This is a genomic window from Consotaella salsifontis (assembly GCF_900167365.1).
Lineage (GTDB): Bacteria > Pseudomonadota > Alphaproteobacteria > Rhizobiales > Rhizobiaceae > Consotaella > Consotaella salsifontis.
The window spans coordinates 48,156-71,436 of the sequence record NZ_FUXL01000016.1 but is presented as its reverse complement, the minus strand read 5'-3'; the positions used below and the strand labels follow the sequence as shown (position 1 = coordinate 71,436).

Genomic DNA, 23,281 nt, shown 5'->3' with positions numbered 1-23,281 from the left:
CCCGCCTCGCGGGCCTTTTTATTTGATGGGGGCGTCATAATGACGCAGAGCTAGACCTCGGCCGGGCGTCCCTTGCGGTTCGTAGACACCGCCGAACGTTCAAGCGGCTTTCCGGCTTTCCGGCGGCCTCAGCGCCAGGACTTGATGAGTCTATCGAGGGCAACCAGACGCTCGAGAAGTGCCGGCATTTGGTCGAGCGGCACCATGTTCGGGCCGTCGGAAGGGGCGGCATCGGGATTTTCGTGTGTCTCGATAAACACGCCCGCAACCCCGACCGCGACAGCCGCTTTCGCAAGAGTCTCCACGAAGCGCCTCTCGCCACCGGAAGAGCCGCCCTGCCCGCCTGGCTGTTGCACGGAATGGGTCGCGTCGAAGATCACCGGCGCGCCCGTTTCCGCCATGATCGGCAAGGCCCGCATATCAGAGACAAGGGTATTATAGCCGAAGGAGGCACCACGCTCGGTGAGAAGAACGTTGCCGTTGCCGCTCTCGGTGACCTTCGCGAGAACATTCTTCATGTCCCAGGGCGCCAGGAACTGCCCCTTCTTGACGTTGACGACGCGGCCCGTCTTCGCCGCTGCAATGAGCAGATCGGTCTGCCGGCAGAGAAATGCCGGTATCTGCAAAACGTCGCAGATCTTGCCGACAGCCTCGCACTGCTCTTCGGTGTGAACGTCCGTCAGAACCGGAATGCCGAACTTCGCCTTGATCTCTTCGAACACCGGCAAAGCCCCCTCTAGGCCAATGCCGCGCTGCCCCTTGAGGCTGGTCCGATTCGCCTTGTCGAAGCTCGCCTTGAAGACATAGCCGATCCCAAGCTCGCGTGTGATCGAAACCATCTTCTCCGCGATCATCATCGCGTGCTCGCGGCTCTCCATCTGGCAGGGGCCAGCGATCAGCGCGAAGGGCGCATCGTTGGCGAAGGTCACCGAGCCGGCTGAGACCGAGGTGTTGACTGCACTCATCGCGGATTCCTCTCCTGCCATTGTCCGGTTGTCGCAAGCGATGACGCCCGACCACGACCCCGCGACATTTAGCCGCGGAGCCCTTCACTTCGCCGCGTCACCCTAGACCAAGCGCGACTGTTCGACGGCCGCCTCGATGAAGGACGCGAACAGAGGGTGCGGAGCGAAGGGCCGAGATTTCAACTCGGGATGGTACTGCACGCCGATAAACCAGGGATGATCGGCGAACTCTACGGTTTCGGGCAGAAGGCCATCGGGCGACATGCCGGCGAACACCATGCCCTTCTCCTCCAGCTTTTCACGGTAGGAGCGGTTGACCTCGTAGCGGTGGCGGTGCCGCTCCGAAATCCGGGTTCCGCCGTAGATTTTCGCGATCTTCGAGCCTTCCTTCAGGACCGCGTCATAGGCGCCGAGACGCATGGTCCCGCCAAGATCGCCCTCGGCGGCGCGCTGCTCGAGCTCGTTGCCCTTCATCCATTCGGTCATCAGCCCGACCACCGGCTCGTCGGTTGGGCCGAACTCCGTCGAGCTGGCCTTTTCGATGCCGGCGAGCGCCCGCGCAGCCTCGATCACCGCCATCTGCATTCCAAAGCAGATGCCGAAATAGGGAACCTTGTGCTGGCGAGCGAAACGCGCGGCGAGCATCTTGCCCTCGGAGCCGCGCTCGCCGAATCCGCCGGGAACGAGAATGCCGTTCACCCGCTCCAGATACGGCGCCGGGTCTTCCTGCTCGAAAATCTCCGATTCGATCCAGTCGAGCTTCACCTTCACCCGGTTGGCGATGCCGCCGTGCTGAAGCGCCTCGATCAGCGATTTGTAGGCGTCCTTCAACCCCGTGTACTTGCCGACGATCGCAATCGTGACCTCGCCCTCGGGATTGCGGATGCCGTCGACAACGCTCGTCCACCGCTTGAGGTTCGGCTTGGGAGCCGGATCAATGCCGAAAGCGGCGAGAACTTCGTCGTCGAGACCCTGGTTGTGGTAGGCGATCGGAACATCGTAGATCGTCGCCACATCCAACGCCTGAATGACGGCTGAGGGTCGCACGTTGCAGAACTGCGAGAGCTTGCGCCGTTCTTCAGCCGGCACATTGCGGTCGGCCCGGACCATCAAAATGTCGGGCTGGATGCCGATGGCGCGCAGTTCGCGCACCGAATGCTGCGTCGGCTTGGTCTTCAACTCGCCCGCCGTCGGAATATACGGCATCAGCGTGAGGTGAATGTAGATTGCTCCATTGCGGGGCAGATCGTTGCCGAGCTGGCGGATCGCCTCGAAGAACGGCAGCGCCTCGATATCGCCCACCGTGCCGCCGATCTCGCAAAGAACGAAGTCGTAGTCCTCGTTTCCGTCGAGGATGAAGGCCTTGATCGCGTCGGTGACGTGCGGAATCACCTGGATCGTTGCGCCGAGATAATCGCCGCGACGCTCGCGAGCGATGATGTCCTTGTAGATGCGGCCGGTTGTGATGTTGTCCATCCGGTTCGCCGGACGGCCCGTGAAGCGCTCGTAGTGACCGAGATCGAGATCAGTTTCCGCGCCGTCGTCAGTGACGAACACCTCGCCGTGCTGCATCGGGCTCATCGTGCCCGGATCGACATTGAGATACGGATCGAGCTTTCGCAGTCGAACGCGGTAGCCCCGCGATTCGAGCAGGGCCCCAAGGGCCGCCGATGCAATGCCTTTTCCTAGCGAGGAAACCACGCCGCCGGTGATGAAGATATATCGCGCCATGGAGCTTCCCGATAACTGCTTCAGTTGGATTTGGCCACCCAAAAAACGGCCTTAACGAGAGCGGGGCGCCAAAGGCGCCCCGCATCCCCAATTTTCTTGAGCCCGTTTAGGCGAAACGAAGGGCGAGCCGATCGTTTCCTTTTCAGCCCAATGAACGCGGGCGGTGCCGAGTCGTCCGGCTACTGCTGTGTCGTGGGCGTGGAGCCCGAATCCTGCTCGACGTTGCCGCTGGAGGACTCGCTCGATCCGCCTGTTGGCGCCTCAGAAGAGGACGGCGTGTCTGTCGTGGCACGAGGCGCGGCCGGAGCAGGCTGCTCCGCAGGCGCGGTTCCTGTGTTCGGCTGATCCGTCGTCGTGGTCGGCGTCGGCGCACTCTCGCTGCGAGGCGCGCTGGGAGCCGTATTTGCAGGCGCCGCCGGTTCGTTGTTCGGGGTCGGCACGCCCGACGAGCTGGGCTCGGGGGCAGTCGTCGCCGGAGCGGCGGGGCTTGTCTGCGGCGTCGCGCCCGCCGGCACGTCCGACTGCTCCTGATCCTCCGGCAATCCGCCGAGCTGATCAAGAAGATTGCCGTCCGTATTCTGCTGTGATTCGGGCAGCCGATTGAGGACGTCGGTCGGCTTGCGGCCGTAACCGGCCAGGATGCCGAGAGCGATCGACGTCAGGAAGAAGCAGACCGCCAGGATGGCCGTGGTTCGTGTCAGGGCGTTCGCAGCGCCCCGAGCCGACATGAGGCCGCCGCCCCCGCCGCCGATGCCGAGAGCGCCGCCTTCCGAGCGCTGCAACAACACGACGACGACGAGCGCCAGGACGATCATCAGATGAACGATGATGAGAATGGTTTCCATGGGATCTTTGCAAACGCCGATCGAGAGGTCGCGCGCCTTTTATAGGACGCGGCCTCTCTTTCCAACCTTACTTCGCCAAATCGCTTGCGAATCGCCTCAGGCGGCCCGCGCTCCTTGGCAGATGGCAATAAAGTCCGCGGCCTTCAAGCTGGCGCCGCCGACGAGCGCGCCGTCGACATTGTCCACAGCGAGAAGTTCAGCCGCATTCGAGGGCTTCACGGAACCGCCGTAGAGGATGCGGATGGCTGCGCCCTCGGCCGCGCCGAAACGCTCGGTCACGGTCTTGCGAATGAAGGCGTGGGCCTCCGCCACGTCACCGACGGTCGGCGTCTTGCCGGTGCCGATGGCCCAGACAGGCTCATACGCGATCACGAGATTCTTGCCCGTACTCCCCTCGGGAAGCGAGCCTGCGAGCTGACGGCCGAGAACATCGAGGGTCTCGCCCGCGTCGCGCTCGGCCTCGACCTCACCGATACAAACGATGGCGACCAGCCCCGCCCGCCATGCCGCCTCGGCCTTCGCGCGCACCACTGCATCGCTCTCACCATGATCGGTGCGGCGCTCGGAATGACCTACGATCACATGGCTTGCGCCGGCATCGGCCAGCATCTCGGCAGAGACGTCGCCGGTGTGGGCGCCGGAGGCCTTCGCATGGCAATCTTGCCCGCCGATCGCGACAGCGGAGCCGGCGGCGCCGCCTGCTTCGCCGACGAGGGTTGCTGGAGGGCAGACCAGGATATCGCAGCGCTGGGCAAGGCCGCCCTTGGATGCTTCGACCAACTGCGTCAGCTCGCTCAATTGCGACTTCAGCCCGTTCATCTTCCAATTGCCGGCGATCAATTGACGTCCCGCCATTGTCTTGTCCTTTCCCTCGCCCAGAGTTCGAGGCAGAGGTAGCCCCCTCGCCTTGCGAAATCAATCGATCCGCCTTGCGTCCCATCGGCGCTTTTTCCTAATAGGATTGCTCCGGGCCGGGGGCGGCGATGCCCCAATGGTCCTGTTCCGGGTGCGGCGACCGCCGGCGTCCGAGTGCCGTGGTGCGGCGGCCGCCTTTCGGCCACCGCCAGGAGGGTTGATTAAGATGATGGACTCATTGCGCAAAGCCGCAGGAAGCTGGGTGGCCAAGCTGCTCCTTGGCCTTCTCGTGATCAGCTTCGGCGTCTGGGGAATTGCCGATGTGTTTCGCGGCACGACCCCGACGACGGTGATCTCGGCCGGCGACACCGAGGTGTCCATCCGCGACTATGTCTTCACCTACCAGCGCGCGCAGATGGCTCTTTCCCAGCAGATGGGACGACGTCTCACCAAGGAGGAGGCCCAGCAGGCGGGCGTCGATCAGCAGGTGCTCAGCCAGCTCGTGGCGGACGCCGTACTCAGCGAGCAGGCCCGACACCTCAATCTTGGTCTCTCCCAGGATCGCCTGGCCGATTTGATTGCCGAGGACCCCTCGTTCCACGATCAAAACGGCAATTTCTCTCGTGGCGCTTTCCGGCAGGTGTTGAATCAGCTGGGACTGAACGAGGACGCCTATATCGAGAACCGCGCCAAGGCGGCAGTCCGCAGCCAGATCGTCGACGTGATCGCAGAGGGGACCGCGGCGCCGTCGGTGATCGACACCGCGATCGGCCTCTATAACGGAGAGCGGCGCACGGTAGATTACCTGATGCTGCCCCCCTCGCTCGTCCAGCCGGTGGCGACTCCGGACGCGGATGCGCTGCACGCCTATTTCGAGGATCATAAGGCAAGCTATGCCGCGCCCGAATATCGCTCGATCGCCTACGCCGAACTGACGCCGGAGGCCATTGCCGATCCGGCCGCGGTCTCGTCCGAGCAGGTCCAGCAGGACTACGACAACAATCGTGCCCGCTTCACCACACCCGAGCGGCGCCATGTCCAGCAGCTGGTGTTTCCGAATGAGGACGCGGCCAAGGCGGCCAAGGCGAAAATTGACGCCGGCGCCTCATTTGAGGACGTCGCCAAAGAAGCGGGGCGTTCCCTGGCCGATACGGATCTCGGTCTGGTCGCCAAGGGCGACATTGCCGACAAGACGATCGCGGATGCCGCCTTCAACGTCGAATCGGGCAAGGTGAGTGATGTTGTCCCTGGCATCTTCGGTCCGGCTCTCGTCCGCGTGACTGAGGTTCAGCCGGAGGCGGTGCGCCCGCTCTCCGAAGTCGAGGACGCCATTCGTCGCGATCTCGCGCGCGAGGGCGCCTCGGATGCCGTTCTTCAGGCATACGACACCTATGAGGACGCGCGGGCCAGCGGAGCCACTTTTGAGGAAGCGACCAAGAAGGCCGGCATCGATTTCAAGACGGTGGCCGCCGTCGACCGCGCGGGCCGAGGCCCCGACGGCAAGCCGGTCGAGAAGCTGCCTGAGAGCGACGAGCTTTTGAAGGCCGCGTTCGACAGCGAGGTCGGACTCGATAACGCGCCAATCAACGTGCCCTCGGCATCGGGATACGTGTTCTACGACGTCAAGAGCGTCGAGCCGGCTCACGACAGAAGTCTCGAGGACGTCCACGACCAGGTGGTCGCGGATTGGCAGGAGCAGGAGACGCAGCGCCTGCTTGCCGAGCGTTCCAAGGCGTATCTTGAGCGTCTCCAAAAGGGTGACTCGCTGACCACGATAGCGGTCGAGGCCGGCCTTGTGACTTCGACCGCCACCGGCGTCTCGCGCCAATCGGCCGCCACCGATCTCGGACCGGCCGGCGCCAACGCGGCATTCTCCGGCAAAACCGGATATGTGGCCGAAGCCCCCGCGCCAAAAGACTCGCGCGTTCTCCTCAAGGTGACAGCCGTGAACCCGCCCGCAGATCCCGCGTCGAGCGTCACGGCTGAACAGCGCCAACGCATTGCCGAAATGATGAAGAACGATCTCTACCAAAGCTACATCGGCTTGATGCAGCAGGAGTACACGGTGCGGATGAACCCGAAGGCCGTCGAGCAGGCGCAGGTGGCTGTCCGATGAGCTCCCAGCTGAAGCCTCTCATCGGAAAGGTTGCTGCCGGTCAAGCGCTGACGCGCGAGGAGGCCGAACAGGCCTTCTCGATCTTGATGTCGGGCGAGGCCACGCCCTCGCAGATCGGCGGCTTCCTGATGGCGCTGCGGGTGCGCGGCGAGACAGTGGACGAGATCGCCGGCGCCGTTTCCGTCATGCGCGCCAACATGCTGCCGGTCTCGGCGCCGGCAAACGCGATGGATATCGTCGGAACGGGCGGCGATCACGCCGGCACCTTGAACGTCTCCACCTGTTCGGCGTTCGTCGTCGCCGGCGGGGGCGTGCCTGTCGCAAAGCACGGCAATCGCGCGCTCTCCTCCAAATCAGGCGCCGCCGATGTCCTGTCGGCGCTGGGCGTGAATGTCGAGCTGACGCCCGCCGCGATCACGCGCACCCTGAGCGAGGCGAACATCGGCTTCATGTTCGCTCCCAATCATCACAAGGCGATGCGCTTCGTCGGGCCGAGCCGCGTCGAACTCGGCACCCGCACCATCTTCAATCTCCTCGGACCTCTCGCCAATCCTGCCGGCGTGAAGCAGTTTCTCGTCGGCGTCTACTCGCCCGAATGGCTGGTTCCCATTGCGGAAACGCTGAAGGCGCTGGGGGCGAGCGCAGCATGGGTCGTCCATGGCGACGGGCTCGACGAGATGACCGTGTGCGGCCAGACGGAAGTGGCGGCGCTGCGCGACGGCGAGATCATCCGCTTCACCCTGGAACCCGAATCCCTTGGACTGGCTTGTCATCCGCTGGCAGCCATCAAGGGTGGCGACGCCAGGGAGAATGCCGCCGCGCTGATTTCGGTTCTGGAAGGCGCGGACAATGGCTATCGCGACATCGTTCTTCTCAACAGCGCGGGCGCCTTTGTCGTCGCGGGGGTTGCGGAGGATCTCTCGGAAGGGCTGGCGCTCGCTCGGCGCTCGATCGAAAGCGGCGCGGCCAGAGACGTTCTTGCCAAACTGGTTGCGGCCAGCAATCAGCCGATGGAGGGCGGAGCTTGAGCGACATCCTGAAGCGAATCGAGGCCTACAAGCGCAAAGAGATTGCGGCCGCAAAGACGCAGGTGCCGCTCTCCGAGATTGACGCGCGCGCCAAGGCACAAGCGCCGGTCCGTGGATTTACCGCCGCTCTGCGGCGCGCTTCGGCGGACGGATTCGCACTGATTGCGGAGGTCAAGAAGGCGAGCCCATCCAAAGGCTTGATCCGGCCCGACTTCGATCCCCCCGCCCTCGCGCGGCAGTACGAGGCGGGCGGTGCCGCCTGCTTGAGCGTCCTCACCGATGCGCCATCCTTTCAGGGAGCGCCAGAGTTCCTGACGGCCGCGCGCGAGGCAACCGGCCTGCCCGCGCTGCGCAAGGATTTCATGTTCGATCCGTATCAGGTGGTCGAGGCGCGCGCCTGGGGAGCCGACGCGATTCTCATCATCATGGCCGCGGTGGACGATCCCTGCGCCCATGAACTGGAGGCGGCGGCGATAGAATTTGGCATGGACGTTCTGCTGGAGGTCCACGACGCCGCCGAACTGGATCGCGCGCTGAAGCTGAAATCGCCGCTCGTCGGCATCAACAACCGCAACCTTCGCACCTTTGAGACATCGCTGGAAACGGCGGAGCAGCTCGCTGGGCGTGTTCCCGAGGATCGCCTCGTCGTCGGCGAGAGCGGCATCTTCACCCATGAGGACTGCCAGCGTCTGGCGCATGTCGGAATCCGAACGTTTCTGGTCGGCGAGAGCCTGATGCGCCAGGACGATGTGACGGCGGCAACCATCCGCCTTCTGAAGGACGAAGCCGGAGCCACAAACGCATGAGCCAGTCTGACAATCGCCTGACACACGTCGACGAGCGCGGCGAGGCCCGCATGGTCGACGTCGGAGCCAAGGCCGAAACCGATCGCGTCGCCCGCGCCGAGGGGCTCGTCCTGATGAAGCCGGAGACCCTGGCGCTCATTGTTTCCGGCGACGCGGCCAAGGGAGACGTTCTCGCGGCCGCCCGAATCGCCGGTATCATGGCGGCCAAGCGAACGTCGGATCTCATCCCGCTCTGCCATCCCCTGATGCTGACGTCGGTTAAGGTCGATCTCCTGCCGGAACCGGCACTGCCCGGCGTGCGCGTCACCGCAACGGCCAAGGTGTCCGGCAAGACCGGCATCGAAATGGAGGCGTTGACGGCCGTCTCCGTCGCTTGCCTCACCGTCTACGACATGGCGAAAGCCGTCGATCGAGGCATGAGCATCACCGGAATCCGCCTTCTGGAAAAAGCGGGTGGCAAATCAGGGCATTGGACTGCGGGACAAGACGAATGATCTCTGTCGATGAGGCATTGGAGCGGCTGCTCGAAGGCGTAGAACCGCTGGGCGGCGTCGATGACATTCCCTTGCACGAAGCGCTTGGGCGCGTTCTTGCGGAAGACTTGATCGCCAAGCGGACGCAACCGAGCTTCGACGCCTCGGCCATGGATGGCTACGCGCTCCGCGCCGAAGACCTTTCTGATCCTGGTAAATCCGTCGCCGTCGTTGGTGAGTCGGCCGCGGGACGCGCTTTCGAGCGCGCGATCGTTCCCGGCGAGGCCGTCCGCATCTTCACCGGAGCGCCCGTGCCGGCGGGCGCGGACACCATCCTCGTTCAGGAGGATGCCGAGCGCCTTCCCGATGGGAGACTAAAGGCGACGTCGGCGCTCCGGGCCAACCTTCATATCAGGCGCGCCGGAGCGGATTTTTCGGAAGGTCAGCTTCTCCTTTCCGCAGGAACTCTACTGCGCCCCGGAGCCCTCGCGCTTGCCGCGAGCGGCGGATACCCTGTCCTGCCGGTTCGCGAACGACCGCGCGTCGCGATTCTCGCCACGGGCGACGAGCTGGTGCCTCCCGGCGCGCCCGTTGGCCCATCCCAGATCGTCGCGTCCAACGGCTATGGCGTCGCCGCGATCGTGCGCGCGGCTGGCGGCGAGGCTCTCGACTACGGCATCGCGCCGGATGATCCCGAGGTCATCGGTCAGCGTGTTCAGCGCGGTCTCGACGAGGGTGTCGACATTCTCGTGACCATCGGCGGCGTCTCGGTCGGCGATCATGATCACATCGGCGAGGTCTATGCCGCCAAAGGCGTTGAATTGGGTTTCTGGAAGGTCGCCATGCGGCCGGGAAAACCGATCATGACCGGGCGCCTCGGTAAAACGCGGCTGATCGGCCTGCCGGGCAATCCTGCATCAAGCCTCGTTTCCTCGACGCTTTTCCTGAAGCCTCTCATCGAGCGGCTGGCCGGACGCTCCGCGCGGCAAGGCCTGCAGAAGGGGCGCCTCGGTGCGCCCGTCCGCGCCAACGGAGCCCGGTCGGACTTCATTCGTGCCACGACGACTGAAGTGGATGGCGAGGTCCGGGTCTTTCCACTGGACCGCCAGGACTCGTCGCTCCTTTCCGTCTACGCCGAAGCCTCCGCGCTGCTGATGAGGCCGATCTCGGCCGCCGCCGCCGAGGCCGGGGAGCCGTGCCTTTATCTGCCGCTCGATTGATCCCCTGAACCGCCGCGACTCTCTTGCGGAACACAACTGGAACAGCTAGATCTGTTCAGGTTTTGTTTCGCAAAGGATTCGCCGCGATGCTGACGCGCAAGCAGCACGACCTGCTGATGTTCATCCATCAGCGGTTGAAGGAGGAAGGCATCCCACCCTCGTTCGACGAGATGAAGGATGCACTCGATCTGCGGTCGAAATCCGGCATCCACCGGTTGATCACGGCCCTGGAGGAACGCGGCTTCATCCGCCGTCTGCCAAACCGAGCGCGCGCGCTGGAGGTTCTGAAGCTGCCGGACTCGATGCCGCCGGCGGCCAAAGCGCGGGCGGGGTTCACCCCAAGCGTGATCGAAGGCAGCCGCGATTCCCGGACCGAAGTGAGCGCCCCCGCGCCGCGGGTCGCTCCCCTCGCCGGGCGGCGCCCGGCCTTCGCCTCTGAAACCGAAAATGGCCCTGTCAGCATTCCGGTCATGGGCCGTATCGCCGCCGGCGTGCCGATCTCGGCGATCCAGCATCAGACCCACTCGATCCCTCTCCCGCCGGATATGGTCGGATCAGGAGAACATTACGCTCTCGAGGTGAAGGGCGATTCGATGGTGGAGGCGGGCATCCTCGACGGCGATACGGTGGTGATCCGCCGGACAGAGACCGCGACGCCGGGCGAGATCGTGGTGGCTCTGGTGGACGACGAAGAGGCGACGTTGAAGCGCTTTCGGCGGCGCGGCGACCGCATCGCTCTCGAAGCCGCCAACCCGGCCTATGAAACGCGCATCTTCGGCGCGGAGCGGGTGAAGGTTCAGGGCAGACTGGTGGGACTTATTCGGCGGTACTGAACCTAACGGTCCTGCTCCTGATCCGCTGTCGGCTCGCCCGGCGTTCGATTGCCCCTACCCGGCGCTTTGGATGGACTTGCATCGCTCCCGCCGTTCTCCGTGTCGCGAGACGGATGCTCCTCGTGAGGAACCGACGGGCCGGCGTCATCCTTGGATTGGCTTCGTTGCCAGCGCTCCGGCCACGGCGCCAGGCGGTGAGCGTTCCAGTCCGAAACCGGGTTCGTTATGGCGGGCGTAACGAGCGCCCTGCCCTTGGGTCCGTCCCGCGACACCGAAAGCGAGCCGCTCTCGCGCAAGGTCTTGAGTGTCGCCAGAGCCGCTCCCGAGCGACAAACCTTAAGGTTGATCGCTCTGGCGACGATCGCGACATCGCTTTCGTCGCAGGCGCGGCCGGTGAGCTTGTAGTCGTCGGTCCAAAAGACCCTCAGGCCGCTGCGAGTTTTTCCCTGACAGACATGGTCATCGCAGATGAACCCAGGCTCCCGCGTAGCCCCTTCGCCGCTCGCCAGCGCCTTGCGCCATTGGTCCGCAACGAATGTGTTGGGCCGCTTCTTGCGGAAGGAGAGCCCGCCGTCCTCGTCGACCAGCGCGATTTCCTTGCCGTCCTCGAAGATCAACAACTCCGGTGGCGGCGGTCCCGTTCGCGCGATGATCAAGCCCGTGAAAGCGAGCGGGATCGCGACGAGGCGCAGTCCGCTCACGAGCAGGCAGGCGGCGAGCAGCGAGGCCGTCAGCAACAGAAGCGTGAGCGGCGGAACAAGTCCGGTGTCGTAGGTCGGGATGGTGTCGGAGACCATCTGTGCCATGCGGAATACGAGTTCGAGGCCTTGTCCCACGAGGCGGAAGAACATCGCATCGAGACCGAACGGCATCGAGACCATGCCGAGGAGCGCAAGGGGCATGATCCAGAGGCTGAAGACCGGCAAAACGAGGAGATTGGCGATGAGGCCGAGCGGCACGATTCTCTGGAAGTGATAGGCTGAGTAAGGGGCGGTGGCGAGGCTGGCGAGGATCGACGATATGGCGATCCCGGCGAAGAATAGCACGACGGAATAGGATGCTTTGATCGCAATTCCGCGTCTTCCGGACGATCGGGAACGGTGCGTGAAGGTGCCGTAGGCCCCGACCAAAGCGATCGTCGCCGAGAAGGACATCTGGAAGCTTGCCGTCATCACGGCGTGCGGCGTCATCGCAACAACGATCATGGCGGCCAACGCGACATTGCGGGACGTGATCGCGGGCCGGTCGAAAAGCACGGCGAGAAGCATGATCGCGAGCATGACGAAAGCCCGCTGCGTCGCCACGTTCGCTCCTGATATGAGGAGGTAAAGACCGGCGACGATCAGGGCGACCCCGGCCGCCCACTTCTTGATGGGATGTCGTAGCGGCAGTCCCGGAATGGCGACCAGCGCCGCGCGCGTCAGCGTCAGGGCAAAACCTGCGACGAGAGCCATGTGCAGGCCGGAAATCGCCAACAGGTGAGACAGCCCGCTTTGGCGAAGCCAGTTGTCGACGCGATCGGAGATGCCGGATCGCTCGCCCGTGACGATGGCCGCTGCGACGCCGCCGGACTCGTCCGGCAGGATGGAGCGGATATGATCGGAGATCGCCAGGCGCAGACGAGTCAGTCGAAGCGCGAGGTCCAGTTCCGCATCTCCGGTTGGCGGCTCCGGAGCGCCCAAGGCGTAGCCATAGGCGCCGAGGCCTTCGAAGAAGGGCGTGAAGGCAAAATCATAGGAGCCCGGAAGCGCGGGGCCGGACGGGGGCTTGAGGCGCACCAGCCCGCGATAGGTCTGCCCGACCGCGAGCTCCGAATGCTTCGCCGCCACCAGGATCTGCGCCTCTTCCGGAGGGCGACTCAAGCGCGGTCGTTCCGTCGAGATGACACGCACCCGGTATCGGACGCGATCACGATCGTCGCGGTCGCGCCAGATCACCTTGCCCTCGATCCGGGTCGTAACCTCACCGGAAAGAACTGTCGTCTCGACCGTTGCGAGTTCGTGCACCGCAAGTCCGTTGCCCAGCATCATCGAGGCCGCGAGCGTGGCCAAGGTTCTGGCGAGCGGGCGTTGAAGCCTGTGGCTCAGGAGAAGGAGAGCCGCAGCGAGGGCGAAGCTGACGGCGTAGGGCCACCGCGGCATGCCGCAATAAGTTAGGAGGACCCCGAGGATCAGGCCGATCGGAAGGAGGAAGAAGCCACTGCGCGCCGCCGACTCGGCCTCCATCCAGCCGCCAAGCACCGCCGCCCAGCCCTGCCTGCCGTCACCCTCCTCATCAGACGAGCCACCGCGTGGCGCATAGCGGCGGGTGAAGATCGGTCGCCGATGCTCTGCCGCATGTCTTTGGGTTTCAGCGGTCCGCATCGGCTTCTGCTGCCTTGTGTCTTTCCGGGCCTATGATACACACCGCGACATCAAATCTGATCCGAGAAGATCGGATACGCTTTTCTCATTCAACTGGAGGTCTCGCGATGCCAGATCGCGTTGTGACCCGTTTTGCGCCCTCTCCGACTGGTTATCTGCACATCGGTGGTGCGCGTACCGCACTCTTCAACTGGCTTTATGCGCGTGGCAAGGGCGGCAAGATGCTGCTGCGCATCGAGGATACAGACCGCGAGCGCTATACGCCCGAGGCTGTTCAGGCGATCATCGACGGCCTCGCCTGGCTCGGGCTCGATGCGGACGAGGCGCCGATCTCGCAGTTCGAGCGCGCGCCGCGCCATCGCGAGGTGGCGGAAGAACTGGTTCGTCGTGGACGCGCCTACTACTGCTACGCCACCAGCGAGGAACTGGAAGAGATGCGCGAGCGGGCGCGGGCCGAGAAGCGGCCTCCCCGCTATGACGGACGCTGGCGCGACCGTGATCCGTCCGAGGCGCCAGAAGGCGTAAAGCCGGTTATTCGGCTCAAGGCGCCTCTCGACGGCGAAACCCATGTCCAGGACATGGTTCAGGGCGAGATTCGCTTCCCGAACAAGGATCTAGACGATCTGGTCCTGCTGCGTTCGGACGGCACGCCCACCTATATGTTGGCGGTCGTTGTGGACGATCATGACATGGGCGTGACCCACATCATCCGTGGCGACGACCATCTGACCAACGCCGCGCGCCAGACGCTCATCTATGACGCCATGAGTTGGCCGGTGCCGCAGATGGCCCACATCCCCCTCATCCACGGACCGGATGGCGCCAAACTGTCGAAGCGGCATGGCGCGCTGGGGGTCGAGGCCTATCGTGGGATGGGCTATCTGCCAGTGGCGCTGCGCAACTATCTCGCGCGCCTCGGCTGGAGCCACGGCGACGACGAGATCATGTCCACCGAGGACATGGTTTCATGGTTCGACATCGTGGATGTCAACAAGGGCGCGGCACGCTTCGACTTCGCCAAGCTGGAGGCGCTGAACGGTCACTGGATTCGCGCGTCGAGCGATACCGATCTTGTCGAGACGCTGATGGTCGAGCGGGATTTCCTACCCAACGGCGTTATCCTGAAAGGAAGGGACGACGCCTTCGTACGCGCCCAACTTCTGGCGGCGATGCCTGGGTTGAAAGACCGGGCGAAAACGCTGGTGGAACTCGCCGACGGTGCTGCCTTTTTGTTCGCGGAGCGGCCCCTGTCGCTCGACGAGAAGGCAGCGGCTCTTCTCACCGATGAGGGTCGCGCTCTGCTTGTCGAACTCGCTGCGGTTCTTGCTTCGGCATCGGACTGGTCTGCACCAACGCTGGAAGGCCTCGTTCGCGATTTCGCCGAGAAGAACGGGTTGAAGCTTGGCAAGGCGGCACAGCCGCTCCGGGCCGCGCTCACGGGCCGAACTACGTCGCCCGGGGTCTTCGATGTTCTAGCTGTTCTCGGACGCGAAGAAGCGCTCGGGCGTCTACACGATCAGATAAAGTGATCTAAATGTGAGCTTCGGCGCTCGCGGGCGCCGGCTCGTCTTGTGCGCTGCAAAACTTGTGACTTACAGCGCTTTGCGGTACCCAAAATCGGCAGCAAATCGCTCCGTTCCGCGGCCAGCCGGTCCCGGCTCTTGAAGAAGGGGAAACATATGCCGAAGCAATCAGCCACGCTGCAAGTTGGCGGGAAGAACGTCGAGTTTTCTATCCAGCAGGGGACCATCGGCCCGGACGTCATCGACATCACGACGCTGTATAAGGACACCGGGGCTTTTACCTTCGACCCCGGCTTTACGTCGACGGCTTCGTGCGAGTCGCAGATCACCTATATCGACGGCGAGAAGGGTGTTCTCCTTCATCGCGGCTACCCGATCGAACAACTCGCGGAAGAAGGGCATTACCTCGAAACCTGCTATCTCCTGCTGTACGGCGAGCTGCCCACCGCCCGTGAGATGGAAGACTTCGAATACCGTGTGACCCATCACACGATGATCCACGAGCAGATGTCGCGATTCTACAGCGGTTTCCGCCGGGATGCTCACCCGATGGCGGTGATGGTCGGTTCAGTCGGCGCGCTCTCGGCCTTCTATCATGACTCCATCGACATCTCCGATCCGCATCAGCGGATGGTGGCATCGCTCCGCATGATCGCCAAGATGCCGACCCTGGCTGCCATGGCCTACAAGTATCATATCGGCCAGCCCTTCGTTTACCCGCGCAATGAGCTGTCCTACGCCGAGAACTTCCTGCACATGTGCTTCTCGGTGCCGTGTGAGCCCTACAAGGTGAACCCGGTGCTGGCGCGCGCGATGGACCGGATCTTCATCCTTCACGCCGATCATGAGCAGAATGCCTCGACCTCGACCGTTCGCCTTGCAGGCTCTTCGGGCGCCAACCCCTTCGCGTGCATTGCCGCGGGCATCGCGTGCCTTTGGGGCCCCGCCCATGGCGGTGCCAACGAGGCCGCGCTCAACATGCTGATGGAGATCGGCACCAAGGATCGCATCCCGGAATACATCGCTCGGGCAAAGGACAAGAACGATCCCTTCCGCCTCATGGGCTTCGGCCACCGAGTCTATAAGAATTACGATCCGCGCGCCAAAATCATGCAGCAGACCTGTCATGAAGTGCTCGACGAACTAGGCATCAAGGACGATCCGCTTCTGGAAGTCGCGATGGAGCTGGAGCACATTGCCCTTCACGATGAGTACTTCGTCGAGAAGAAGCTCTATCCGAACGTTGACTTCTACTCGGGTATCACGCTGAAGGCACTCGGCTTCCCGACCAACATGTTCACCGTGCTCTTCGCGCTGGCACGTACCGTTGGCTGGATCGCACAGTGGAAGGAAATGATCGAGGACCCGCATCAGCGCATCGGACGTCCGCGCCAGCTCTACACCGGCGCTCCGCAGCGCGACTACGTGGCGGTGGAGAAGCGCTGACACGAGCGCTTCCGGCATACCCCCAACTGACGGGCGCCCTGGGCGCCCGTTTTTATTGGGGGCGCGACTGGTTTCTTTCGATGCAGTCGAGGACGATTTCCGCCGCCGCCTCGCCGGGAGGCCGCTCGACATGCATCCGCCGGCGAATCTCCGCAAATCCTGCGACCTGTGCGGCTCGCTCCGGTGTCGTCTCAATCAGGCGCATCAACCGGCGCGCCATGGTTTCAGGGCGCGCGAATTCATGAAAATGTTCCGGCACCAGAGGATGGCCGGCGATGAAGTTCGGAAGCGCAGCCGTCCAGGCTGTGACGAGATGCCGCAGATGATAGCCGACCGGGTCGAGGCGATACGCGAGGACCATCGGGACATCAGCCAGCGCGAGTTCCAGCGATACCGTACCGGATGCCGCCAGCGCCGCATCGGCATTGGCAAACGCTCGCCACTTGGCCTCCTCATCAATGACGATGGGCGGCTTGTACGGCCAATCAGAGATGGCTGTCTCGACCTCTTTTCGTCGGCGCGGCAAAGTCGGCAAAACCGCATCGAGGTCTGGGCGCCACGTTTTCACGAGGCTCAGGGTCTGGCCGAAGATCGCGCCGAGACGGCGGATTTCTCCGCGCCGCGAGCCGGGAAGGACGACGAGCCGCGGTGGAGATGCGGGAGCGCAGGGTCCTTCTCGCTCGACGCGAGCCGCGATCTCTTGCAGATGCGGCTCATAAACCAGTGGATGACCGACATAGGTCGCCGGCGGGCCGCCGAGCTCCGCGAGTACGGAAGGCTCGAAGGGCAGCGCACATATAGCGTGGTCGACATAGGGGCGCATCTTGGCCGCCCGTCTCGGCCGCCAGGCCCATACGGTCGGCGGCATGTAGTTGATGATGGGAATGCGCGGATTCCTCGCTCTCACCTGCCGCGCCACGCGGTGTGAAAAATCCGGACTGTCGATGATCACAAGCGCATCGGGCCGTTGTTCGACCACCCAGTCGGCAGTCTGTCGTATGCGGACCAGAAGCTGCGGCAAGCGGGCCAGAACTGCTCCGATGCCGATGATCGAGAGTTCGGAGATATCAAAAAGACTGGTCACTCCCTCCCCGGCCATCGCCTCGCCACCAAGCCCGATGGGACGAAAATCCGGTAGGCGGTGCCTGAGGGCACGAATGAGATCGGCCCCCAGGCGATCTCCCGATTCCTCGCCGACAATGAAGGCAATGGTGGTCATGCCGACGCTCCCGTTTCCGGCGGCAACGCCCGCCCAACGACGAACAATCCTTCAACCTCGGCTGCGGACAGCAGCCGGTCAGCCTCGATAATCAGCGCGCCCCCGGCAGAGACGCCGATGCCGCGCAAGCCGGCAGCCGCAGCCTCCGCAATGGTCGACGGCCCGATCGCAGGGAGGTCGAACCGGCGATCCTGCTGGGGTTTCACCGTTTTCACGAGTACGCACGGCTCCTTGTCGCCAATCCGGCCGCGAGCCCGGAGACCCCTGACGCGCTCAAGCATTTCCCGCGTGCCTTCAATGCCTTCGAGTGCGATGACGCGATCGGGCGACGCGACTGCCGCCTGTCCGACGTCGAGCTCCCCTAGCCGCCGCGCGGCTAGGAAGCCACGGACGAGTGCGAGCTCCTCGCGCTGCGATGGTTGCCGCCGCGTGAGTGTGCCCTCGCTCATGAGGAGTTTCGGCGCGATATCGTGAATGGCGACGAACTCAAAGCCCCGCCGGGCTACAGCCGTCGTGCAGGCCCTGAGCAGAGTGTCGTCGCCGCCCCGCATCGCCCTGAAGATGTCTGGGAGAAGCGAGAGTGTGCGAAAGCTCGGCACCATTGAACGAAAATCCGGCCTTACGGAAATCGTGCCGCCGATCGCGATTTTCTTGACACCGCTTGCGCGCAGAAACGAGAGCCCCTCGCCGACGTGACTCCAGGGGATAGACAGATGGGGCCACGGCGACCAGTCGCTGGCGCGTCCATCGGCGACCGCGACGATCACCGGAACCCATCCCTGCTTTGCCGCCTCTTGCGCGACAATCCTCGGCAAGGCCCCACCGCCGGCAATGATGCCCAGAGGTTCCGCCCTACCATTTTGGGCACGATCGGCCAGAATTTCTTCGCGGGGGTGTTCAACATCCGAGACCATGGCGGTTACCTATCATGGTCTAGGGAACGATTCATGCTTCGCCGCCGGAATCATCCGGCACCAGAATCAATGGGGGCGCAAGGCACGAAGTGGCGAGCACAGCGCACGATCGCCGCCGGACCGGATGAAGGCCAGGAGCTCCTGTACCAGGGGATCTTCAGGATATTCCGCCTGAACCTCCTCGATGTTCTCGCGGAACGTCAGGTCCTCGGAGAACAGCATGCGGTAGACTTTTCGCAGCGTACGGATCGCTTCACGCCCAATTCCCGCGCGCTTCATGCCGATGATGTTCAATCCCGACAAATAGGCGCGGTTGCCAAGAACCATGCCGTAGGGAATGACATCGCCCTCGACCGCAGCAAGGCCGCCGACATAGGAATGGTGGCCAATGCGAGTGAACTGGTGGATCCCCGACCCTCCGGCGAGGATCGCGTGGTCGCCCACCACACAATGGCCGGCAAGCATGACGTTGTTGATCAGCGTGACGTTCGCCCCGATGACACAGTCATGGGCGACGTGGGAGCCGGCGAAGAACGCACAATCGTCCCCGACAGTCGTCTCCGAGCGCCCCTGGACAGTCCCGGCATTCATCGTGACACCTTCGCGCACCAGGCAATTGCGCCCAATGACAAGGCGGGTGTCCTCACCACGATATTTCAGATGCTGCGGCGCATGCCCGAGTGAAGCAAAGGGCCAGATGTTGGCGCCCTCGCCCACGCTCGTATTGCCGGCGAGAACAACATGGGATCGAAGGCGAGATCCCGCACCGAGACGCACCTGCGACCCGATATAACAAAAAGGCCCAATTTCGACCCCCTCGCCGATCTCCGCTCCGTCTTCGACGATCGCCGAGGGATGAATCTTCGTATCAGCCATAAGCTCTCATGCTTTCTCCAACGGCACCAGCATGGCGCTGACGGTGGCCTCGGCCACCTTGATCCCGTCGACCTTTGCTTCGCACGCGAACTTCCAGATGTTCGCGCGCTTCTTGGTCTGCTGCACGTGATATTCAAGCCGGTCACCCGGAACGACCGGGCGGCGGAATTTCGCGCCATCGATCGTCATGAAATAAACGACGGAAGGCGCGCTGCCAGCCGAAAGCGAACAGATGGCGCCCGCGGTCTGCGCCATTCCCTCAATGATCAGCACTCCTGGCATAACGGGATTGCCTGGGAAATGGCCAAGGAAATGAGGTTCATTGGACGTAACGTTCTTGATGCCGATCGCCGAGCGATCACCGTCGATCTCAACGATCCGGTCCACCATCAGGAACGGATAGCGGTGTGGCAGAAGCTCAAGAATCTTCAGGATATCAGCGGCCTGGAGGGTCGTCGTTGTCTCACTCATCCTGTTTCCCTGGCACCCGCCTTGTACCCGACATCGATCGGACTGTGTTAAGTTCTCTCAACCATTCGCGCATGGGACGCGCCGGCACACCGCCCCAGCGCACGCCTGGAGGAACGTCGCCGGCGACGGCACTGATCGCCGCGATCTGTGCGCCGTCGCCCACAGTGGCGTGGCCATTGATGACGGTTTGGCCGCCAATCACGACGCCGTCGCCAATGGTCACGCTGCCGGCCACCGCAACCTGCGACACTAGAATGCAGTTGCGCCCGATCTCGACGTTGTGGCCGACCTGAACCTGATTGTCGATCTTGGTGTTCTCGCCGATCACCGTATCCCGTACGGAACCGCGATCGACAGTGGTGTTTGCGCCGAGCTCCACATCATCCTGGATCACGACCCGGCCAATCTGAACAACCTTGAGAAGACCTTCCGGTCCAGCGGAATAGCCAAAACCGTCCTGGCCGATCCGCACTCCAGGATGCAGGATAACGCGGTTGCCCAGGAGAGCATTGATAACCGTCGTCTGAGGGCCGATCCTGCAGTCGCGTCCGATCCGGCAGTCGGGCCCGACAACAGCGCCACAGCCGACGATGGTCCCGCGGCCTATCTCCGCCCGGGGCCCCACGACCGCGCCGGCCTCGACGATTACGCCGTCCTCGACCTGGGCGGAAATATCAACCGTCGCAGTTGGGGCAATACCGCCAGCACTTGTCAGCATCCCCGGACGCAGCGCCGCAGGAAAGAGCGCGCGCCCCGCCAGGGTGAACCCATGCGACGGATTTTTGACAACGATACCGACGACGCCGAAAGGCAGCAGAGGCGCGTGCTTGGCCGACAAGATCACGGCGCCGGCTTTGGTCGCGGCCAATCCGTCCCTATAGCGAGGATTGTCGAAAAGAGCGACGTCCTCTGGGCCAGCGTCCGGTAACGCCGCGATTCCGGTAACGCGCACGTCTCCCGACGCGGCAACGCTTAACGAGCCGCCGCAAATCTTGGCGAGTTCAGCAAGTGCGAGACCATCGCCTCTGGCGAAAAAGCTTGTCGACGTCATTGGCGCTGGGAGGCGGAGACGCTAGCGCCTCCGCCATCAAGTTGTGGATCAGAACTTGGTGGAAAGACCAAACGAGAACTCCTCCGTCTCATCGTGGTCCTCCTTCATGATCGGAAACGCATAGTTGACACGCAGCGGACCGAAAGGCGAAGCCCAGATCACGCCGACGCCTGCCGAGCTGCGCAGCGCGAAGTCGGTGCCGACCACGCCCGGCTCGTTGTCATATTCCGAGCCCCACAAGGAGCCGGCATCCGCGAAGACCGCGCCACGCAAGCCGAAATCGCGAGAAACGAGCGGCATCGGGAATGTCGCCTCGATCGAGGCATTGACGTAGTTTGTTCCACCGATGGCTTCGTAATCGTCACCGAACGAGCGCTGACGCGGGCCAAGCCCCTTCGAATCGAAGCCACGAACGATATCCTGGCCCTTGAAGAAATTGTCGAAGACACGAAGGTCTCCGCCAATCGCTGTCACGTTGCCAGCGCCGCCGCTTAGTTGACCGATGATGTCGCCTTCCTCGGAGATGGTCTTGAAATAGGACGCCCTGGCCGTCGACTTCATGTACTGCGCGTCGCCGCCAAGACCCGCGAACTCCTGCCCGGCCTGAGCGTAGATGCCCTCGCGCGGATTCTTCATGCTGTCGAGCGTATTGTAGACCAGCGAATAAGACACCGACGAGGTGATGTAGGGGCTGTCGCAGATCGCCTGGTTGATGATCTCCGAGTCGGTAAACGGCGGAGCCTTATAGCCCCTTGTGCCCTGGCCGTTGGGGCCATTCGGATGGCCGCAGCTGCTGACATAGCCGAGCGCAACGTCGTTTTCATCGTAGTTGACGCCGTTGCCGTCGCCGAACTTTTCCTGCTTGTAATTGTAGGCGACCTGGAAGGTTAGATCCTCGGTCAGCGGCGCCGCCAAGCGGATATCGCCGCCTGTGCGCTCGATGTCGTAGGACCCCTTCGTGTTCTTCGTCTGGTAGATATCGAAGCCGGCTGCCAGACGGCGGCCAAGGAAGTACGGCTCGGTGAACGACAGGTTATAGGTCTGCGTGTCGACGCCGAATCCGGCCGAAACCTTGATGAACTGACCGCGCCCAAGGAAATTGCGCTCAGTGACGCCCACTTCCGCGACCGGACCGGAGCCCTCGCTGCCGGTGGTGTAACCGCCGCCGACCGACAATTCACCCGTCGGCTTTTCCTTCAGATCGACGATAACGATGACCTTGTCCGGCTCCGTGCCCGGCGCCGTCGAGATCGAGACCGTATCGAAGAAGCCGAGGTTCTCCAGGCGCTGCTTGGCGCGCTGCACCAGAACCTGGTTGAACGCATCGCCTTCCGAGACATCGAACTCGCGGCGCACGACATAGTCGCGCGTCTTCGTGTTGCCGCGGATATCGATCCGCTCGATATAGGCGCGCGGGCCCTGGTCAATCACGTAGTCGACGGCGATCGTGTGATTGGTGAAGTCGCGATCGCCGCGCGGCGTCACTTGGGCGAACGCATAGCCCTGCTCCGCCACACGGTTGGTGAGATTGACCAGCGTGTCCTCGACGCGCTTGGCGCTATAGACATCGCCCGGCTGCGTCTTCAGCTCGGACTCGAGCGACTTCGAATCGACGCCGGGAATCGCGCTGTCGATCGTCACATTGCCGAATGCATAGCGCTCACCCTCATCGACCGTGAAGGTAACGAAGTACTGGTTCTTGGATTCGTCGAGGTCCGCCACGGATGAGACGATGCGGAAGTCGGCATAGCCGTGGTTATAGTAGAACCGGCGCAACGCCTCTTCGTCGGCGTGAAGGCGATCCTCATCATAAACGTCGTCACGCGAAATGAAGCTGAGCAGGCTGCTTTCGCGCAGCGAGATGACTTCCTTGAGTCGACGATCGCCAAAGGCCTTATTGCCGACGAAGCTGATCGTCTCGATCTTGGTCCGGTCGCCTTCCTGAATGTCGAAGACAACGTTGACACGCTTCCCCTCAACGGGGACCGCGCGATAGGTGACGACCGCGTCGCTCCGACCGATTTTGGCATAGGCTTGACGGATCGCGTCAACGTCCGCGTTGACGGTCTGCTCGGAGAAGGCGCCACGCGGCGTGGTCTGGACCGTGGCCTCGAGCTGGGCATCCTTGATCTTCGAATTGCCCTGGAACAGGACCTGATTGACGATCTGATTCTCGGAGACCTGGATCACCAGGGTTCCGCCGGACTGGCTGATCCGCACGTCGGAAAAGAGCCCGGTGGAGAAAAGACGTGTGACGGCCGCGTCGATCTGGGCGTCGTTGATGTTCTGACCCGTCTGGATCGAAGAGAAGGAACGGATCGTGTCGGCCTCGACACGTTCGTTGCCCCGCACATCGATACGCTGGACGACCGCCGCGGCGGCCGGTGTGGTCAGACTGATCGTGGCCCCGACCGATGTCACTGCCAGGATGGTCGTGGAGAGCGCGACCACCGACAGTGATTGAAGAAGCTTGGATCCAGCCGTCATTGGTCCTGTCACCTTTCGTCCATTCGATGCAACAGCTCTTCTGCCGTAGCATTGAGCAT

19 protein-coding genes are annotated in these 23,281 nt (G+C 63.3%); 8 read left to right on the top strand and 11 right to left on the bottom strand.

The features are described from left to right. Nucleotides 1-128: 128 nt before the first annotated feature. The 4 genes from kdsA to tpiA form a co-directional block, all read right to left on the bottom strand. Nucleotides 129-965: a 3-deoxy-8-phosphooctulonate synthase gene (kdsA, locus tag B5D38_RS18210; RefSeq protein WP_078709869.1), complete on the bottom strand. Its 837-nt coding sequence runs from the start codon at nucleotides 963-965 to the stop codon at nucleotides 129-131. A gap of 102 nt (nucleotides 966-1,067) precedes the next feature. Then, nucleotides 1,068-2,696, bottom strand: coding sequence for a CTP synthase (locus tag B5D38_RS18205; protein WP_078709868.1), 1,629 nt, complete (start codon nucleotides 2,694-2,696; stop codon nucleotides 1,068-1,070). A 179-nt stretch (nucleotides 2,697-2,875) separates the two neighbouring features. After that, complete coding sequence (secG, locus tag B5D38_RS18200) at nucleotides 2,876-3,541, bottom strand: preprotein translocase subunit SecG (RefSeq protein WP_078709867.1); 666 nt, start codon at nucleotides 3,539-3,541, stop codon at nucleotides 2,876-2,878. Between the two features lie 96 nt (nucleotides 3,542-3,637). Continuing rightward, entirely contained in the window at nucleotides 3,638-4,396 is a 759-nt protein-coding gene (gene tpiA, locus B5D38_RS18195) for a triose-phosphate isomerase (protein WP_078709866.1), read from the bottom strand. 226 nt (nucleotides 4,397-4,622) lie between these two features. On the opposite strand from tpiA, the gene B5D38_RS18190 reads away from it, so the two are divergent. The 6 genes from B5D38_RS18190 (at nucleotide 4,623) to lexA (ending at nucleotide 10,872) form a co-directional block, all read left to right on the top strand. Continuing rightward, nucleotides 4,623-6,512, top strand: coding sequence for a peptidylprolyl isomerase (locus tag B5D38_RS18190; RefSeq protein ID WP_078709865.1), 1,890 nt, complete (start codon nucleotides 4,623-4,625; stop codon nucleotides 6,510-6,512). Beyond that, nucleotides 6,509-7,540, top strand: coding sequence for an anthranilate phosphoribosyltransferase (trpD, locus tag B5D38_RS18185; RefSeq protein WP_078709864.1), 1,032 nt, complete (start codon nucleotides 6,509-6,511; stop codon nucleotides 7,538-7,540). The genes B5D38_RS18190 and trpD overlap by 4 nt, the downstream gene beginning before the upstream one ends. Next, complete coding sequence (gene trpC / locus B5D38_RS18180; protein ID WP_078709863.1) at nucleotides 7,537-8,346, top strand: indole-3-glycerol phosphate synthase TrpC; 810 nt, start codon at nucleotides 7,537-7,539, stop codon at nucleotides 8,344-8,346. Before trpD ends, trpC begins: the two co-directional genes overlap by 4 nt. Further along, nucleotides 8,343-8,840 carry a cyclic pyranopterin monophosphate synthase MoaC gene (gene moaC / locus B5D38_RS18175; RefSeq protein ID WP_078709862.1) on the top strand — a complete coding sequence of 166 codons (498 nt, stop codon included), beginning with the start codon at nucleotides 8,343-8,345 and terminating at the stop codon, nucleotides 8,838-8,840. Before trpC ends, moaC begins: the two co-directional genes overlap by 4 nt. Continuing rightward, a complete protein-coding gene (locus tag B5D38_RS18170) occupies nucleotides 8,837-10,039 on the top strand; it encodes a molybdopterin molybdotransferase MoeA (RefSeq protein ID WP_078709861.1) in 1,203 nt (400 codons plus the stop codon). Before moaC ends, B5D38_RS18170 begins: the two co-directional genes overlap by 4 nt. Before the next feature lie 86 nt (nucleotides 10,040-10,125). Then, nucleotides 10,126-10,872: a transcriptional repressor LexA gene (lexA, locus tag B5D38_RS18165; RefSeq protein ID WP_078709860.1), complete on the top strand. Its 747-nt coding sequence runs from the start codon at nucleotides 10,126-10,128 to the stop codon at nucleotides 10,870-10,872. 2 nt (nucleotides 10,873-10,874) lie between these two features. Here lexA and B5D38_RS18160 read toward each other — a convergent pair whose 3' ends face one another. Next, nucleotides 10,875-13,235 (bottom strand): ComEC/Rec2 family competence protein, encoded by a 2,361-nt coding sequence (locus B5D38_RS18160; protein ID WP_078709859.1) that lies wholly within the window; start codon nucleotides 13,233-13,235, stop codon nucleotides 10,875-10,877. A gap of 107 nt (nucleotides 13,236-13,342) precedes the next feature. On the opposite strand from B5D38_RS18160, the gene gltX reads away from it, so the two are divergent. Both gltX and gltA read left to right on the top strand, forming a co-directional pair. Further along, nucleotides 13,343-14,764, top strand: coding sequence for a glutamate--tRNA ligase (gene gltX / locus B5D38_RS18155; RefSeq protein WP_078709858.1), 1,422 nt, complete (start codon nucleotides 13,343-13,345; stop codon nucleotides 14,762-14,764). Nucleotides 14,765-14,914: 150 nt separating this feature from the next. Continuing rightward, entirely contained in the window at nucleotides 14,915-16,204 is a 1,290-nt protein-coding gene (gene gltA, locus B5D38_RS18150) for a citrate synthase (RefSeq protein WP_078709857.1), read from the top strand. A 52-nt stretch (nucleotides 16,205-16,256) separates the two neighbouring features. Here the strand turns inward: gltA and lpxB are convergent, their stop codons facing one another. From lpxB to bamA, 6 genes are all read right to left on the bottom strand, one after another. Next, the gene (lpxB, locus tag B5D38_RS18145; RefSeq protein WP_078709856.1) at nucleotides 16,257-17,423 is read right to left on the bottom strand and encodes a lipid-A-disaccharide synthase; all 1,167 of its coding nucleotides are present in this window, start codon (nucleotides 17,421-17,423) and stop codon (nucleotides 16,257-16,259) included. Further along, nucleotides 17,420-18,337, bottom strand: a complete 918-nt coding sequence (locus B5D38_RS18140; RefSeq protein WP_078709855.1) for an LpxI family protein — start codon at nucleotides 18,335-18,337, stop codon at nucleotides 17,420-17,422. Before B5D38_RS18140 ends, lpxB begins: the two co-directional genes overlap by 4 nt. A 66-nt stretch (nucleotides 18,338-18,403) precedes the next feature. Further along, nucleotides 18,404-19,213 (bottom strand): acyl-ACP--UDP-N-acetylglucosamine O-acyltransferase, encoded by an 810-nt coding sequence (lpxA, locus tag B5D38_RS18135; RefSeq protein ID WP_078709854.1) that lies wholly within the window; start codon nucleotides 19,211-19,213, stop codon nucleotides 18,404-18,406. A gap of 6 nt (nucleotides 19,214-19,219) precedes the next feature. Beyond that, a complete protein-coding gene (gene fabZ, locus B5D38_RS18130) occupies nucleotides 19,220-19,684 on the bottom strand; it encodes a 3-hydroxyacyl-ACP dehydratase FabZ (protein ID WP_078709853.1) in 465 nt (154 codons plus the stop codon). Next, the gene (lpxD, locus tag B5D38_RS18125; protein ID WP_078709852.1) at nucleotides 19,677-20,735 is read right to left on the bottom strand and encodes a UDP-3-O-(3-hydroxymyristoyl)glucosamine N-acyltransferase; all 1,059 of its coding nucleotides are present in this window, start codon (nucleotides 20,733-20,735) and stop codon (nucleotides 19,677-19,679) included. The genes fabZ and lpxD overlap by 8 nt, the downstream gene beginning before the upstream one ends. Nucleotides 20,736-20,783: 48 nt before the next feature. Beyond that, complete coding sequence (gene bamA / locus B5D38_RS18120; protein ID WP_078709851.1) at nucleotides 20,784-23,222, bottom strand: outer membrane protein assembly factor BamA; 2,439 nt, start codon at nucleotides 23,220-23,222, stop codon at nucleotides 20,784-20,786. Nucleotides 23,223-23,281 lie beyond the last annotated feature (59 nt).

Excerpts from the sequence above, each read along its gene's own strand:
- lexA (WP_078709860.1), top strand. The coding sequence starts at position 10,126 with ATGCTGACGCGCAAGCAGCACGACCTGCTGATGTTCATCCATCAGCGG.
- lpxB (WP_078709856.1), bottom strand. The coding sequence starts at position 17,423 with ATGACCACCATTGCCTTCATTGTCGGCGAGGAATCGGGAGATCGCCTG.
- lpxD (WP_078709852.1), bottom strand. The coding sequence starts at position 20,735 with ATGACGTCGACAAGCTTTTTCGCCAGAGGCGATGGTCTCGCACTTGCT.
- bamA (WP_078709851.1), bottom strand. The coding sequence starts at position 23,222 with ATGACGGCTGGATCCAAGCTTCTTCAATCACTGTCGGTGGTCGCGCTC.
- B5D38_RS18190 (WP_078709865.1), top strand. The coding sequence starts at position 4,623 with ATGATGGACTCATTGCGCAAAGCCGCAGGAAGCTGGGTGGCCAAGCTG.
- B5D38_RS18170 (WP_078709861.1), top strand. The coding sequence starts at position 8,837 with ATGATCTCTGTCGATGAGGCATTGGAGCGGCTGCTCGAAGGCGTAGAA.
- moaC (WP_078709862.1), top strand. The coding sequence starts at position 8,343 with ATGAGCCAGTCTGACAATCGCCTGACACACGTCGACGAGCGCGGCGAG.
- secG (WP_078709867.1), bottom strand. The coding sequence starts at position 3,541 with ATGGAAACCATTCTCATCATCGTTCATCTGATGATCGTCCTGGCGCTC.
- tpiA (WP_078709866.1), bottom strand. The coding sequence starts at position 4,396 with ATGGCGGGACGTCAATTGATCGCCGGCAATTGGAAGATGAACGGGCTG.
- lpxA (WP_078709854.1), bottom strand. The coding sequence starts at position 19,213 with ATGGCTGATACGAAGATTCATCCCTCGGCGATCGTCGAAGACGGAGCG.
- B5D38_RS18160 (WP_078709859.1), bottom strand. The coding sequence starts at position 13,235 with ATGCGGACCGCTGAAACCCAAAGACATGCGGCAGAGCATCGGCGACCG.
- gltX (WP_078709858.1), top strand. The coding sequence starts at position 13,343 with ATGCCAGATCGCGTTGTGACCCGTTTTGCGCCCTCTCCGACTGGTTAT.
- fabZ (WP_078709853.1), bottom strand. The coding sequence starts at position 19,684 with ATGAGTGAGACAACGACGACCCTCCAGGCCGCTGATATCCTGAAGATT.
- kdsA (WP_078709869.1), bottom strand. The coding sequence starts at position 965 with ATGAGTGCAGTCAACACCTCGGTCTCAGCCGGCTCGGTGACCTTCGCC.
- B5D38_RS18205 (WP_078709868.1), bottom strand. The coding sequence starts at position 2,696 with ATGGCGCGATATATCTTCATCACCGGCGGCGTGGTTTCCTCGCTAGGA.
- gltA (WP_078709857.1), top strand. The coding sequence starts at position 14,915 with ATGCCGAAGCAATCAGCCACGCTGCAAGTTGGCGGGAAGAACGTCGAG.
- trpD (WP_078709864.1), top strand. The coding sequence starts at position 6,509 with ATGAGCTCCCAGCTGAAGCCTCTCATCGGAAAGGTTGCTGCCGGTCAA.
- B5D38_RS18140 (WP_078709855.1), bottom strand. The coding sequence starts at position 18,337 with ATGGTCTCGGATGTTGAACACCCCCGCGAAGAAATTCTGGCCGATCGT.